The sequence below is a fragment of the Neochlamydia sp. S13 genome (assembly GCF_000648235.2).
Lineage (GTDB): Bacteria > Chlamydiota > Chlamydiia > Chlamydiales > Parachlamydiaceae > Neochlamydia.
The window spans coordinates 874,136-889,305 of sequence record NZ_AP017977.1; the positions used below are offsets into that span (position 1 = coordinate 874,136).

At 37.3% G+C, this 15,170-nt stretch carries 10 protein-coding genes; 7 read left to right on the plus strand and 3 right to left on the minus strand.

The features are described from left to right. Positions 1 to 81: 81 nt before the first annotated feature. Positions 82 to 2,826, plus strand: a complete 2,745-nt coding sequence (locus TY21_RS03365) for an NB-ARC domain-containing protein (RefSeq protein WP_042242155.1) — start codon at positions 82 to 84, stop codon at positions 2,824 to 2,826. 195 nt (positions 2,827 to 3,021) lie between these two features. Here TY21_RS03365 and ltrA read toward each other — a convergent pair whose 3' ends face one another. Then, on the minus strand, positions 3,022 to 4,272 hold the full coding sequence (gene ltrA / locus TY21_RS03370) for a group II intron reverse transcriptase/maturase (RefSeq protein WP_174232785.1): 1,251 nt from the start codon (positions 4,270 to 4,272) through the stop codon (positions 3,022 to 3,024). 1,053 nt (positions 4,273 to 5,325) lie between these two features. Between ltrA and TY21_RS03375 the strand changes: the two genes are divergently transcribed. The 4 genes from TY21_RS03375 to TY21_RS03390 all read left to right on the plus strand — a co-directional run bounded on the left by TY21_RS03375 (position 5,326) and on the right by TY21_RS03390 (position 11,029). After that, on the plus strand, positions 5,326 to 5,964 hold the full coding sequence (locus tag TY21_RS03375) for a DUF6444 domain-containing protein (protein WP_130589510.1): 639 nt from the start codon (positions 5,326 to 5,328) through the stop codon (positions 5,962 to 5,964). A 108-nt stretch (positions 5,965 to 6,072) separates the two neighbouring features. Then, complete coding sequence (locus TY21_RS03380) at positions 6,073 to 6,609, plus strand: transposase (protein WP_255501531.1); 537 nt, start codon at positions 6,073 to 6,075, stop codon at positions 6,607 to 6,609. 219 nt (positions 6,610 to 6,828) lie between these two features. Then, on the plus strand, positions 6,829 to 9,558 hold the full coding sequence (locus TY21_RS03385) for an NB-ARC domain-containing protein (protein ID WP_042241043.1): 2,730 nt from the start codon (positions 6,829 to 6,831) through the stop codon (positions 9,556 to 9,558). 359 nt (positions 9,559 to 9,917) lie between these two features. Beyond that, positions 9,918 to 11,029 (plus strand): IS3 family transposase gene (locus tag TY21_RS03390; RefSeq protein WP_130589511.1). Its coding sequence is split into 2 segments (ribosomal slippage): positions 9,918 to 10,191 and positions 10,191 to 11,029, totalling 1,113 coding nucleotides; the frame shifts between segments, so codons are not numbered across the junction. Between the two features lie 467 nt (positions 11,030 to 11,496). On the opposite strand, the gene TY21_RS03395 is transcribed toward TY21_RS03390, so the two are convergent. Beyond that, a complete protein-coding gene (locus TY21_RS03395) occupies positions 11,497 to 11,727 on the minus strand; it encodes a hypothetical protein (RefSeq protein WP_042238690.1) in 231 nt (76 codons plus the stop codon). 438 nt (positions 11,728 to 12,165) lie between these two features. On the opposite strand from TY21_RS03395, the gene TY21_RS03400 reads away from it, so the two are divergent. Beyond that, positions 12,166 to 13,020, plus strand: a complete 855-nt coding sequence (locus TY21_RS03400) for a bifunctional methionine sulfoxide reductase B/A protein (RefSeq protein WP_042238688.1) — start codon at positions 12,166 to 12,168, stop codon at positions 13,018 to 13,020. Between the two features lie 86 nt (positions 13,021 to 13,106). Here the strand turns inward: TY21_RS03400 and TY21_RS03405 are convergent, their stop codons facing one another. After that, entirely contained in the window at positions 13,107 to 14,549 is a 1,443-nt protein-coding gene (locus TY21_RS03405; RefSeq protein ID WP_042238686.1) for an anion permease, read from the minus strand. A gap of 141 nt (positions 14,550 to 14,690) precedes the next feature. On the opposite strand from TY21_RS03405, the gene TY21_RS03410 reads away from it, so the two are divergent. Beyond that, the gene (locus TY21_RS03410; protein WP_039384970.1) at positions 14,691 to 15,002 is read left to right on the plus strand and encodes a hypothetical protein; all 312 of its coding nucleotides are present in this window, start codon (positions 14,691 to 14,693) and stop codon (positions 15,000 to 15,002) included. The last annotated feature ends 168 nt before the right edge of the window (positions 15,003 to 15,170 follow it).

Sequence of the window (15,170 nt, forward strand, 5' to 3'; positions counted from 1 at the left end):
AATTAATTAAAAAGCTCAGCTAGGATATAGCCTTTTAGCCTATTATGAAACACATTTTTAACATAAACTTGGATGAACAATATGTCGATTTCCTCCTCAAAATCAGCTTCTCCTCTAAGCAGAGGACTTCATTTTAAATTAGGAAGTATTTCTTCTTTCCATGCAGGTCCTCAAGCTATTTCCTCTTCTCTGTTCTGTTCTAGGCCCATCTCTACTGCTTTTCATAGCCTTTATAATAGCCATTCATCTACCTCTCTGCTGAGACATCACAAAATAAATTGCTTAACCTCTTCAAGGATCTCCCAGAATCAAGGTCTGCGATCTTATTGGACTAAAAGAAAATATTTTTGTAACCCCAACTTCAAGGATAAATTACAGCCAAGTGCTTTAAGGGTTTTCAAAGGGCAAAGAAGATTACATACAGAAATAAAAGAAAAGAGTGGGAACGAAGAGAGAATTAAAAGTGTGCGAGAATATATTAGCCAAAAGCTCGAGCTTTTCAACTCTATGACAATTTTTGAAAAGTTTATGTGGGGTTTAGAAAGGTCTCTTGTATATGGACTTATAGGGAAGAGTAGTGAAGCAATATTTAGCGATTATGCTGTTAAAGCATGGAATGGAGAAATTCCACACGTGGGCCTTTCAAAAGAAATCCGCAAGGAGGAGAAATCTTGGATTTCAACACAAAATCTCATTGAATTAGAAAATGTTTTTAAAACATCAGGCTCTACTCTTCAAAAGGTGGCGATTATAGGAATATCTGGCTCTGGCAGAACAACTTTAGCTAAGCAATACGCAATAGATTATGAAGAGAAAATGAAAGAACAACCTGCTAGAATAAGAACTGTTTTTTTTGCTGACATGAGAGACGAAGACACATTTTCGCGTGCGTACAGAAAACTTGCAGAGGCTTTAGAAGTTAAGGCTCCGCTTACCGCTTCAGAAGAAACTATCATCAAAAAAGTCAATAAAAAGCTTAAAAGAAGGCCTCATTGGCTTTTTGTGGTTGACAATGTTAATGTTGAAAATTACGAAAAGTTGCAGAAGTTTCTTCCAAATAATGGAGAAGGACAGATTTTAATTGTTACTTCGGATAATTTAGGCGGGGTCAAATCTTTCGATATACAAAGCAATACGCTTACTACGCAAGAAGCTCTCGAGATTTTTAATCGTAATCTTGGTAAAAACCATTGGGCTTATGAGCAAGCGGATAGCTCAAAATGCGACCTAGCGAAAGAGCTTTTTTATTTACCATTAGCTATTAAGCAAGCAGCCATCCACTTAAAAGATACGCAGCGAAATAATAGTTTTGAGACAGCTATACGATCATATATTGTAAAGTTAAAAGAGATTGTAGGGATATCTGCAGAAGTTCCTTTATGTTCTATTGATGATCTCACTCGGATTATAAAGGCTGTCCATTCTTTGAGTGTAGAAGAATGCGAACAAAGACAAAGCGAAAGTAAGACCCTTCTTTCTATTTTATCCTTTTTAAATCCTTGCTTTATCGACCACTCCATTTTGCAGTCGTATTTTGAGAAGCATGCAAATGATGCTAGCTTGTTTAACGACGCATTAAACTTGCTAAGCAGATATTCTTTAATAGCTAGAGTTGGGAAAAATGGATGGGAAGTTCATTCCTCTTTACAAGATCTGCTAGCTGAAAAAGCGATAAAAGAAGGAATTGAGCTTCCAGAAGCTTTAGAGAATCTTCTTGTTGTGCTTAAAGATAATTTTGAACTAGATATGCGTTCTGCGAGCGGATTAAATAAGCCAAAAGCTATTGAAAATCAAGTAGAAACTCTGTTGGAGCAAGCAAAGAAATATAACATACAAGAAAAATTAAAACCTTGTTTTGTTCATCTCTATAATGTTTTAGGTAACCATTATTTACAGTCCAATAATTTTTTTGAAGCATGCCAAGCTTTTGAGAAAAGTTTGAAGCTTGTGAACGTTCAAATAACTGATACAACAGCTGATCAAATTTGTGAGAATTTAAAAGCGCACAAAGAACTTCCAGCTCTATGTGCTCAGGCTCTTCACTATCTAGGAAAAGTCTATTTTCATACACAAGGACTAGATCAAGCAAAAAAATATTTTCAAAAAGCTATTGAAATTCAAAAAATAATAAGAGCCAAACCGGATGCGTATGATACTCCAAATCGTTTCGACTTTCTAATTTTCCAGCGCCAAGGGATAGGTTGGGCCCTCTTAGAGGGGGATAAAAAGGATTTATTAGACGCGGAAGAATTATATCTTAATCTCTTTAAGCAGAACCCTTGTATACCTGCAGGTCAGTCCGATCCATTTAATGAAAGATATTGTAATATTCAGTTGAGCAGAGTCTACTTGAAATTAGCGCAGCAAGAAGCGGATAAAGTAAAAAAAGAGGAATATTATGAGAAAGCGCGCAAGAGAATTGAAACAGGAGGTGAGGAAAAGGGGGTATCTTTTCAAGGAGCCATCCATATAAAAGATCAATCAGATTCGCAGCATGTGAAGAAGGGAGAGATGTATCTGGTGTTAGGAGAGTTATACTTAGATGAAAATTGCCCTTTTAGGGATCTTAAAAAAGCGCAAGGATATTTTAAAGAGGCTGCTCGACTATCCAAAACTGACCTTATGATTGGCGCTAAGTCCGAATACTACCTAGCTAGTCTTTATCTTGAAAAAGGTTTTTCTAATCAAGGCTGGGATGCCCTTACAGAGGCGATTCAATTATTTAATAAAATAGGGGGGAAAGGCTTAACTAGAAGGCATCCCAAGTTTCTCGAAGAAGCAGAAAAAATAAAAACAAGAGAGACTTTTAAAATGCTGTCCCTTTAATGTGATAAAACTTGAGATTCTCATGCTTAAGTCATAGAAGAATGAATTTTTATAAAATAGTAGCTTTCACTAATTCTATTCTTTATGGCAAAAGCATGAGAGCTAATACGCTTTAAAAAAAGTCGAGTAGCGCGAGGGGATCACACCCTCACGCTCTCACAGTTCCGTACGTGAGCCTCTCAGCTCATACGGCTCCTATTGTCTAGTCGCAGGTATGGCGCCCATTTTCCAGTGAGCAAATAGCTGAGGTTCTCGTTTTGCGATCCCTCCCAACCAATGCATTGCCCTTCTGCTGTGGCCTCTTAACTTCTTGTATTTCCTTTCCGCCCACCTTGCTAATGTACGGTTTGCAACATTGAAAATTTGATAGAGTTCTGATTTGTAATATTTACCATAGTAGTTGATCCAACCTCTTATCATGGGGTTAAACATTCTTGATAAATCTACAATCTTCTTGTCACTGCGCAGATGCATTTTCCAACTTCTCATCGTACTCGTTATTGCTTTCTTTGCTTTATTGCTTACTGCGGGACTAAAGTTGATGAAGAGCTTTCCATACCGATTCTTTGATCTTCTGGCTCTAAAAGTATATCCCAAAAAATCAAATTTCTCGTTTAGGTATCTTTTTCTTCGTTCATCATCTTTGCAATAGACGATTTTTGTCTTTGCAGGATGCAACTCCAGTTTGCATTGAGCTAAGCGTTCTGCAATAGCTTTCTTTATTTCGTTGGCTTGCGCTTCCGTTTGACAGTGAACCACTATATCATCAGCATAACGCTCGAATGGATTACCTGGATAGCATTTCCTCATCCATTCGTCTAAGGCATAATGAAGAAATAGATTGGCTAGTAAAGGGCTGATTACACCCCCTTGTGGAGTCCCTCTATCTCTTTTTATAAGTTTCCCGTCTGCATCTTGCTCTGGCGCTTTTAGCCAGCGTTCTATATACAGAAGAATCCATTGGCTTTCGGTGTGTTTCCTTACGGCTCTCATCACGAGCTCGTGGTCTAAATTATCGAAAAATCCTTTGATATCAAGGTCAATAACATAGTCGTTGCGCCAACATCTCTGTCTAGCGACTCCTACGGCTTCTAACGCTGATTTTCCAGGTCTGTACCCATAAGAATCAGGATGAAAATGTGGGTCAATCTCTGGCTCTAGATACAGCTTAACGACCATCTGTGCGATTCTGTCTGATACTGTGGGTATTCCCAGCTTTCTCAGCTTTCCATCACTTTTTGGTATGGCAACTATCTTTACGGGAGGCGGAAAGTAGCTCCCCGACGATAGGCGATTCCAAAGTTTATACAGATTGTCTTTAAGATTCTTTTCAAATTCTTCTATAGACTCTTCGTCAACACCTGCTGCTCCTTTGTTAGCTTTTACTCTCTTGTATGCTTCCCATACAATGGATTTAGAAATACAATACGACTTTGCTGTATTCATCGATTCCTCCTGTTTCCAGTTGTTCGATTAATCTTAAGCTAAACAATATAGTCCCCTTCGCTCCACCTCCATTACAGAGGTCTCCTCACTACTACGGGCTATTCCGCCCCTGTTCCTTGCATCGGTACTCTGGTTCTTATGGGGCTTCCATTTGAACTTCTCCCTTTTCATCAAGGCGACAGGTTCCCACGTTCCGTATAAGAGCCTGTAGTTAAGTTCACGTCACCTTTATGCCGGATGCCATCTAAGCAGTTAATATTAGGTTTCCCTTAGATTTGTCCTGGGTTAACTAAGACCCCCCAGTTTTGACATCATCCCTATGCTTTCGACACGTCATCAGTGATTCATTTGCATTCGTCTCCTTAACTCTCACCTGATATAGTCTTGCTATACCTTTTCCTTAACGCTCACCACATGGGCTCTTTACCCATGCAGCTTAAGGTGGTTTGTAACCTATGCCTAAGTCATCGGTTACTAGGGGCCTTCCCTAATCTCTTGTACAGCATCTTTGACCCGCCGTTGGCTTGTCAAAGTTCGTGGCGCACCTTAGTCTGCATACCCAACCCTCTGAAAGATGTTTCTCTGCTTCACGAAAGGGATTTTATAAAGTATGGGGATACATAAGGAGTAGTTCAAAAGCGTATAATTAGCCTTTAGCTCATGTACTACATTAAATGTTTTTTAGCATACGGGGCATACAAAACGAAAAACTCTTTATTAAAAGCATGTGAAAGATAAAACGGTTCCCTTAATTTTAATAGCTAATCATTAAACAATCTTAAAGTTAGAACTGGCGTTTATGTAGCGGTCACGGGGGTTGCCAGTTATTCTCTGATAAATAAAATAATTTCTAGAGTTTATATTTGCTTAGTCATATGTTGGATAGTATGTAACCTTCATATGAGCAGCTATTTACAGAGAATGCAGACCTAAGGGCTGAGACTATACAGCTAAGAGTTGAAAATGCCCAGCTTCGAGCTGAAAATGTACAATTAAAAGTCTTAGTGAATAGACTAGAAAAAATAATCATCAAGCTTAAAGCGCGCATTGCTCTTGGAAGAGCAGCTTAATCAAAATTCTAAGAATAGTTCCAAGCCCCCATCGAAGGATCAAAACGCTAATCGTTCACCATTACTTAAAGTAGAAAATCGATCTTATCATTCTGGTGCTAGCCGTCAACTTTTACCTACTAGTGCGGTTAGCTCGCATGAGGTGCGTTGCCTAAAAGTTTGTCCAAACTGCCACTTCGCTATGCATGCAGCTGATAAGTTTCTTTCATGGCAGCAGATCGAGCTTTCTGAAATTAAACCTTTGGTGCATCAAATAGATTTAGTAACGAGCAGATGTCCTTGCTGCCATCTAGAAAAACGGCCTGAACTTAAAGAAAATGGGCAATTCTTGCTTGGTCCTAGGTTAGAAGGCTTTATTAATCTGCTGATGGGCCAATATCGCCAGAGCCATCATGCCGTGCGCACTATTATTAGTGCTTTACTGCCTAACATAGCTTTAAGCCAAGGTTTTATCTCTAAAGTTAAAGCTCGCACTGCTGCCTTACTTGTTTCGCCTTATGAAACAATCGTTAAAGCAGCTATTACTACACAGCAGCCTTTGCATATAGATGCGATGAGCTGGCGTCATGCCGCCACTAACGAACATTTGTTAGTATTACGCGTAGGAAATGTGATTGCTTAGGCACTAAGACCTTATCAAAATGGAGCTATCCTAAAGGCATTAGTCGATCAGGAGAGTCATTGCTTAGTGAGTGATCGAGGTTTAGCTATTCATTAAATTAAGGTAAAGATCAAACAATACTGTCTAGCTCATCTAATCCATAATATACAAGGACACGCAGAACAGCCCAATATATCTTTAGAAGATACCCAGCGTTCAGGAGCCCTATATGATACCTTGCAAGAGCTTTTTAAAGATAAGCATCGGCTAGAAAAAGGACAAATCAGTCAGTCTACTTGGCTACAGTATGGATATCTTAACTGGCGTTATATACAAGAAGAATTGCAAGAGTTGCAGTGCTGGAGTAGCACCAAAAAGTTGCAGAATTTTTGCCACAAGCTTTTAAAGCAGGTCAAACATTTCCATGCTTACTTGAAAGATCCTGCTTTTTCTATGACCAATAATGCTGCCGAAGAATCTTTAAGAAATCTAGTCATTGTACGGAAGTTATGTCTAGGTAGCCAGTCTATCTATGGTAAGAGATGGAGGGAAGTGCTGCATAGCTGTATAAAAGCTTTTTATCGACAAGGAGAATCTATTCTATATTTTCTAGCAGATGCTATCCATTCAGCTGCTACCAAGCAACCCATACCTTCTGATATCTAAAAAACCTTTTATATCTCGTGACCTCTTACGAAAAAATTGTTAGAACTCAGAAGAGGGGAGAAAAAGTTTTAGATAAGTTTTTGACATATAATGTTAAGATGAGTGAATATCCAAAAGATGCGGGACTTAAGCTATAAACAAATTAAAAATTTAAGCCAGGTTAATTGGCTTCTAGATTGCTTTTAAACATGTTCTCTAACATTAATTAAGGTGAACAATATGTCAATTTCTTCTTCAAAATCAGCTTTTCCTCTTAGCAGAGGACTTTATTCTAAGTTAGGAAGTATTCCTTCTTTCTCTGCAGGACCTAGAGTTATTTCTTCCTTATTCTATTCTAAATCTATATCCACTGCTTTTCATGGCCTTTATAATAGCCATTCATCTACCTCTCTGCTGGGGCATCATAAAATAAATTGCTTAACTTTTTCAGGGATTTCCCAGAATCAAGGCCTGCGATCTTATTGGACTAAAAGAAAATATTTCTGCCGCCCCAACTTCAAGGATAAATTACAGCCAAGTGCTGTAAGGGTTTTCAAAGGGCAAAGAAGATTACATACAGAAATAAAAGAAAAGAGCGGGAACGAAGAGAGAATTAAAAGTGTGCGAGAATATATTAGCCAAAAGCAGGAACGTTTTAAAAATATGACCTCTTTTGAAAAGCAAAAGCTATTTATAGGGACCACCTGTAGTGTTTTAGTATTATATGTCTTGCGCCCTCTAATTACCGACTATGTAAAAAAAGCATTTAAAGAAGAAACTGTGCATGTTGGACTTTCGGACGAAATTTCATCTCAGCAGGGAAACTGGATTCAAACAAAAAATTTGGATAAACTAGAAGAATTTTTTAAAGAGCCAGAATCTAACATTCAAAAGGTAGCAATTGTAGGCATGGCTGGGTCGGGCAGAACAACTTTAGCTAAACGATATGCAATGCATTATGAAAAGAAAATGAAAGAACAACCTGATAGAATAAGAACGGTTTTCTTTGCTGACATGAGAGACGAAGATACATTTTTGCATGCGTACAGAAAACTTGCAGAGGATTTAGGAGTTCATGTGCCGCTTGCAGCTCAAGAAGAAGTTATTATCAAGAAAGTCAATAAAAAGCTTGCAAGAAGGCCTTATTGGCTTTTTGTAGTGGACAATGTCGATGCCAAAAGTTACGAAAAGTTGCAAAAGTTTTTTCCAAATAATAAAAAAGGAAAGATTCTGCTTGTTACTAAGGAAAAGTTAAATGGGGCTGAGCCTTTTGATATGCAAAGCAATACGCTTAGTATGCAAGAAGCTCTCGACATTTTTAATCTTAATCTCGGTGATGATCATTGGGCTCTTAAGAAAGCAAATAATTCAAAACGTCAATTAGCGAGTGAACTTTTTTACCTTCCTTTAGTTATTAAGCAAGCAGCTATCTATTTAAAAGATGCGCCACAAGATAATAGCTTTGATGCCTCAATAGAATCCTATGTTAAAAGATTAAAAGAGGTTGCGGGGATATCCGAGAAAGTTTCTTTACGTTCTATCGATGATGCTACCCGGATTATAAAGGCTGTCCACTCTTTGAGTGTAGAAGAATGCGAACAAAAACAAAGCGAAAGCAAAGCCCTTCTCTCTATTATACCCTTTTTAAATCCTTACTTTATAGATCGATCTATTTTACAGCTGTGGTTTGATAAGCATGTAGGTAACACTAGTTTGTTTAATCCCATATTAGATTTACTAGAAAGCTATGCTTTGATTGCTATGGATGGAGAAGATGGATGGGAGGTCCATTCCTCTTTGCAAGAGTTGCTAATTGAAAAAGCGGAAAAACAAGGAGTAAAGCCTTCAGAAACGTTAAAAGAGCTTCTTGTTTTTTTTAGAAACAATTTTAAATTAGACATGCGTTTTGCCGATGGATTAAATAAAACAAAAGCCATTGAAAATCAGCTAGAAACTCTTTTAAGACATGCAGAAAAATATGAGTTGCAAGAAGAATTAAAGCCGTATTTCGTTCACCTTTACAATGTTTTAGGAAATTATTATTTGCAATCCAATAATTTTTTCGAAGCTCGCCAAGCTTTTAAGAAAAGCTTAAAACTTGTGAAAGTTCAAATAAATCACACAACAGCTGAGCAAATTTGTGATAATTTAAAAGCGCACAAAGAACTTCCAGCTTTATGTGCTCAGGCTCTTCACTACTTAGGAAAAGTCTATTTTCATACCCAAGGGCTAGATCAAGCAAAAAAATATTTTCAAAAAGCTATTGATATCCAGGAAGTAATAACAACCCAGCGGGATGGGTATGATAATCCCAATCCTTTTGACTTTATAGTTTTCCAACGTCAAGGCAAAGGTTGGGCCCTCTTAGAGGGCGATAAGGATGATTTGCTACAAGCAGAAAAATTATATCTCAATCTCTTTAAACAAAATCCTAGCATGCCTGCAGGGCAACGTGATCTGTTTAATGAAAGATATTGTAATATTCAATTGAGCAGAGTCTACTTAAAGTTAGCACAGCAAGAAGCGGATAAAGAAAAAAAAGAGGAATATTATAATAAAGCACGCGAGAGACTTGAAATAGGAGGAATTGAAAAAGGCGTGCCTTTCCAAGGAGCCATCCAGATGATGCAGCAATATGTAAGATCGGGAGAAATTTGCTTGATGTTAGGAGAATTGTACTTAGATAAAGACTGTCCTTTTGGAGATCTTGGAAAAGCTCAAGACTATTTTGAAAAGGCTTCGCAACTATCCAAAAACGATCTTATGATTGGCGCTAAGTCCAAATACTACCTTGCTAGGCTTTATTTGGAAAAAGGTCTTTCCCATCAAGCTTTTAAGGCTATCAACGAGTCAATTCAATTATTTAACAAAGTAGGGGGGAAAGGATTAACTAGGATCCGTCCCAAAGGCTTCTACGAAGCAGTGAAAATAAAAGAAGCTTTTAGAAATGATGCCCCATTAATTTTGTAGATTATAAAGCTCTCATGCTTAAGCTATGAAGACATGAGTTTTTATAAGGTAGTAGCTTTAGCTATTTCTATTCTTTATGGTAAAAGCATGAGAGCTAACTAGCCTTTAGGCTTAAAGGCTAGTTAAAATGTTTATTATCCTAGAAAGACATACAAAATGAATAGCTCGTTTATTAAAAGTATGTCAAAGATAAAAGGAGTCTATAAAACTTTAATCTTTGAAAATTCATCAATTTTAGAGAGGAAAGTAGATATATAAAATAAACGGACCTTATAGTGGCTCCGCTTTTTTGGACAAAGTTTAAGTAAGAAACTTTCCCTCAGTTTAAAATAAAAACTTAATATTAAAGAGGAAAAGTTATGTCCACAAAAAGAAAAAGACACTCGTCGGAGTTCAAAGCAAAAGTTGCATTAGAAGCATTTAAAGGGTTCAAAACCATTAACGAGCTTGCTACAGAATATTCGGTGCATCCAACTCAAATTTCTCAATGGAAAAAGCATCTCATAGAAGCTTTACCCGTACTCTTTAGCAGCATGGATAAAGTTAATAAGACAGATCAAAAGTTGGTTGACAACCTTTATCAACAGATCGGGCGTTTAAAGGTTGAGTTAGATTGGCTTAAAAAAAAACTATACTGACAAGGCTTGAAAAGCGCTCTTTAGTTGACCGTCAATCAAAAGAGATTTCAGTAGAAAGACAATGCGTACTTCTTGGGATAGAACGATCTACCTATTATTATCATCCAAGAGAAGAAAGTGAGTTCAACCTTAAAATAATGCGCTTGATAGATGAAGAATATACCAGGCATCCTTTTTATGGATCTAGAAAGATGACTATTTGTTTGCATAATCAGGGTTTAAAAGTAGGTAGAAGGCGGATTAGTGGGCTTATGAGATTAATGGGTATTGAAGCCATCTATCAAAAACCGAACTTAAGTAAACCTAATGCTGAGCATCATATATACCCCTATTTATTGAGAGGCTTGCAGATAAATAAGTGTAATCAAGTATGGAGTACGGACATAACGTACATACCAATGAAGAAGGGATTTTTATATTTAACAGCGGTGATGGATTGGTACAGTAGATATGTTCTTTCTTGGCGCCTTTCAAATACGCTAGATGTTGATTTTTGTATTGAAGCTGTAAAAGAAGCATTTTTAAAAGGTATTCCAGAGATTTTTAATACAGATCAAGGATCACAATTTACAAGCAACAGGTTTGTAGATTTTGTTAGAGGAAAAAATATTGCTTTTAGCATGGATGGAAAAGGAAGAGCAACAGATAATATATTTGTAGAGCGTTTGTGGAGGTCAGTCAAGTATGAAGATGTATATCTGAGAGATTATCAAGACGGACTTGAGGTTTATCAAGGACTTACCAGATATTTTGAGTTTTACAATAAAAACCGTCCCCATCAGTCTTTAAAATACAAGACCCCAGCGGAGGCATATGGAATAATAATTAATTAGGTGAAAATGAAAAAAGTAAGATAAGATAATAGGCGTAAAACCAACATGGTCATTGAAACTCCAAGCTACGTAAAATTCGAATTAAATTTTGGAAGAAGATGATTAATGTTGTATCGAACAAACCTTAAAAAGGTAGAGTTTCTTACTTAATTTTGCAAAAAACTGTCTAAACAACCGAAGCCACCACACCTTTAGCAAAATTTCTTAACCCCTTGGTATTCAATCCTTAAATCCTTAAGATAAATAGTATAGTTTTTGTAGAACGCATTTCCAATATGCGAAAGCTTTTTTGCCGTCACAATTTAATTTATTTCAACCTTTACTGGGGCTGCCAAAAATGAATGGATAGAGCGTTTATATTAAAAATTGTAAGACACCTTAAATATAGGGATAGTCTTAAAAATCAGATAAAAAAATAAACCGAAAGATAAAGAGCTAGGAGTTTTTAATAAATTATGCCTAGCGTCTTAAAGCCCCATAGGACGTGGTAAAGGCTTATCTTCCTCTTCCTCACTATCTTTTTCATTTTTATCTTTTTTGCCTTCTCGATTTTTTTTAAAATCTTTTTTGGCTTTTTCTGCTCGCTCGGTAGCATTTATATCAAAAGGCTTGGGAGTAGAGGCAAGAGGATTATTACTAACGATGAGATGAGCATCTTCATAAAGATCTCGAAAATTATTATTGATAGGAGCACCCATACTTTTTCCTCCTGATTACTTTATTATAGGCTATTAAAATAATTAATATCAATATGAGTATGAAAAAATTAATAGAGGTAAGAACGCTTAACGGGAAATATGTGAGCATTGGTAAAATACTTGGGTAGCTTTTGTCTTGCTATTAGACAGAAAACTTTCATTTATGCTGCTTTTTTGCTTTAAATGTCCTTTGTTAATCCAGCTTTCTTAATTGTAAAGTGCTCCACTTCACGAATTAAGTATTTAAGGAAAAGGTAGACGAGTGAAAAATGTAGTAAGCATTTCAAATAAATGCGTAAGCATGTAACTGGGTCTAACAATTTAATGGTAGAATGATTGTAAACTTAAATGGATGATGGCTTGAGGCTTTTGCTCTTAAATATTATAATGATCTCTGGCTCTTAGGAAAAAGGGGAAAGAATAACATAAAAGGTTTATATGGAAAGATATCATGCCTTAGATTCTTACGAGGAATCTATCATTCTAAAAAAAGGGACTGAAAAACCTGGAACGGGTAAATACTACCACTTTGCTGAAGGAGGTATTTATCTATGCCGTTATTGTGACGCTCCTTTATATATGTCCTCTGATAAATTTCCTTCTCAATGCGGATGGCCTAGTTTTGAGGATGAAATTAAGGGTTCTGTGGAGCGCAAGCTTGATGCAGATGGGGAGCGTACAGAAATTCTTTGTCGACGCTGCAGCGGGCATCTAGGACATCTTTTTATTGGAGAGAGGCTGACAAGAAAGAATCAGCGGCACTGTGTAAATTCAACATCGCTAACATTTAACCCTGCATTTACTCAAGAGGGCTATGCCAGAGCTATTTTTGCTGCCGGTTGTTTCTGGGGAGTCGAACATCTTTTTAAAAAAGTTGAAGGGGTAATTAGTACTACCGTAGGTTATATAGGAGGCTCAACAGTGCATCCAACCTATCAAGAGGTCTGTACGGGAATGAGTGGCCATGCAGAAAGCGTGGAAATTATATTTGACCCTGAAATTGTGACTTATGAAACATTGGCTAAATTATTTTTCGAAATTCATGATCCCTCACAGCACAATCGTCAGGGACCCGACAAGGGTGAACAATATCGCTCGGCAATCTTTTATCTCTCGGAGGCTCAAAAGAAGATAGCCGAAAATTTGGTAATAAAATTGGAAAAGAAAGGGATTAAAGTAGCTACCCGTCTTTTGCCAGCAAGCTTTTTTTATCCCGCAGAAGAATATCATCAAGATTACTATGTTAAAGTGGGTAAAGAGCCTTATTGCCATGTGTATGTCAAACGTTTTTAAGCATGCCTTTTCTTGCAATTAGCAATCACTATGCTTCCCGCCTTAACATCATAAGGAGGAAGCAAAGCAAGGTGAAGTAAATGTGCCTACCATAGATGAAGAATTTTCCACCACAAAGACCCTATTCCTATCCAGATAGTCAAAAAGATAAAACTCATTATAAATCCCATTTTCCACCAAGTCTTAAGATTTACATATTCAGATCCAAATAAAATAGGTGCTGATCCGGTTCCATAATGGGTAAGGCAGGCGAACAAGCTGCTAGAAAAGGCAAGTGAAAGAGCTATAAGATAAGGGGGAATATGTAGATGTAGGCCGACAGTTAGAAAAGCCGCATACATAGAGCTAACGTGAGCTGTATTGCTAGCAAAAAGATAATGACTATAAAAATAGGAAAGCACCAACATGGGCCATGCCCAGTACCAGGAAGTATTTGTCATCATAGCGCGTAGGTGGCTGCTCATCCAACCAATTAATCCAAAATTATTTAAATAGGTGGCTATCATCACTAGCGTAGAAAACCAAATCAGCGTATCCCAAGCCTCATGTTCTCTCTTAATATCTTCCCAAGTAAGCACACCTGTTAAAAGTAAAATGCATACTCCTAAGAAGGCCACTGTCGTACTATCTATGCTAAGGTAGGACTCTCCACAAATCCATAAAACAATTAACAAGAAAAATACCACCAAAGTGATCCATTCATATTTTGACATAGGCCCCATTTGCTGAAGATTTTTGATAGCTAAATCTTTAGCCTCAGGGGTTTCTTTAATTTCTGGGGGATATAATTTATGCACAAGATAGGGAATGGTGATTAAACTTAGTACTCCAGGAAGGCTGGCGGCTAAGGCCCATTGGCCCCAGGTAATGGGGATATGATGGTTAAGCAGTACTGCTACGATGAGGGGATTTGCTGCCATGGCTGTAATAAACATGGTGCTAGTGATTAAATTGCAGTAGTAGGCCGTAAGGGTAAGATAGCTTCCTATGAGGCGTTGAGAATGGCGCTCAGGCGAGCTTCCGAAGCTAACAGCTAACGCTCTGACGATAGGAAAAATAATGCCTCCAGCCCGTGCCGTATTACTAGGAATAGCAGGAGCTAAGATAAGTTCGGTAAAAGCTACCCCGTATCCTAACCCTAAAGTTTTTTTTCCTAAAAAAGCCACCAATAGATAGGCTAAACGCATTCCCAGTTTTGTTTTAATAAAACTTTTGGAGATAAGGAAGGCAGCAACAACAAGCCAAATGATAGGATGGGAAAAACCGCTTAAAGCTTCCTTCAACGTAAGAGTCTGAGTGACAATAAGAGTAGTCAGAGCTAAAAAAGAAATGGCTCCCATAGGCAGTGCTTTTCCTATTAATCCCACAATCAGAGCAGAAAAAATGGCTAACAGCTGCCACGCCTTGGGCTCAACACCCGCCGGCGAGGGAGCGAACCCTATGCATGCACCCACTGTGCAAGCAATAAAAAGGGGTAGGAAATTGGCACCTTTAAAAACTACTTTGTTAGAGTGCTGAGGATGCGACATGATGTGTCTCCAAAAATATTTGTAAGGAACCTATATTACTAGGAGAAGGAATTTCTTTTAAGATGAAAATCTTGCTTGCGTAGATGAAGCCGATACTGCCATAATGTTATTCTACCCCTTAACCCAAAAGGATTAAAAATTATGATTACAGATATAGAATCTTTAAATTTGTTGGATTTAGACCAATTTTCAGCTGATTTAGAAGAACTCAAGCAGGAGATAATCACTGAAGAAGCTGAAGGAGATGAGGATGATGTTATCCTAGAAGTCATTAAAGTGATTCAGGAAGAAATCGTTAAACGTAAGAGTAATCCAGAGAAAAAAGATCTTGCTAGCAATGTAAAATTTTTGGCTTATATCAATTTATTTAATTCTTTATTCGGAGAAGTAGACTTTGAGGAATTAGATGAGGATGAATTAGAAGATATTGAAGAGGATGAAGAAGAAAAATAATTGATGAATAGAAGAGCGGCATTATACCGCTCTTCAGAAATCAAAGCCTCTTTTTATTCTTAAATTTTTTTTATTAGGTCTTTAAGCCTAGGTTTAATTAAGTAGAAATATTCATAAAATTTACTTGTTAGTAGGAATAAATCTTACCTGCTTTTCATAGCTAGGCGT

Excerpts from the sequence above, each read along its gene's own strand:
- TY21_RS03405 (WP_042238686.1), bottom strand. The coding sequence starts at position 14,549 with ATGTCGCATCCTCAGCACTCTAACAAAGTAGTTTTTAAAGGTGCCAAT.
- TY21_RS03385 (WP_042241043.1), top strand. The coding sequence starts at position 6,829 with ATGTCAATTTCTTCTTCAAAATCAGCTTTTCCTCTTAGCAGAGGACTT.
- TY21_RS03395 (WP_042238690.1), bottom strand. The coding sequence starts at position 11,727 with ATGGGTGCTCCTATCAATAATAATTTTCGAGATCTTTATGAAGATGCT.
- TY21_RS03410 (WP_039384970.1), top strand. The coding sequence starts at position 14,691 with ATGATTACAGATATAGAATCTTTAAATTTGTTGGATTTAGACCAATTT.
- ltrA (WP_174232785.1), bottom strand. The coding sequence starts at position 4,272 with ATGAATACAGCAAAGTCGTATTGTATTTCTAAATCCATTGTATGGGAA.
- TY21_RS03365 (WP_042242155.1), top strand. The coding sequence starts at position 82 with ATGTCGATTTCCTCCTCAAAATCAGCTTCTCCTCTAAGCAGAGGACTT.
- TY21_RS03400 (WP_042238688.1), top strand. The coding sequence starts at position 12,166 with ATGGAAAGATATCATGCCTTAGATTCTTACGAGGAATCTATCATTCTA.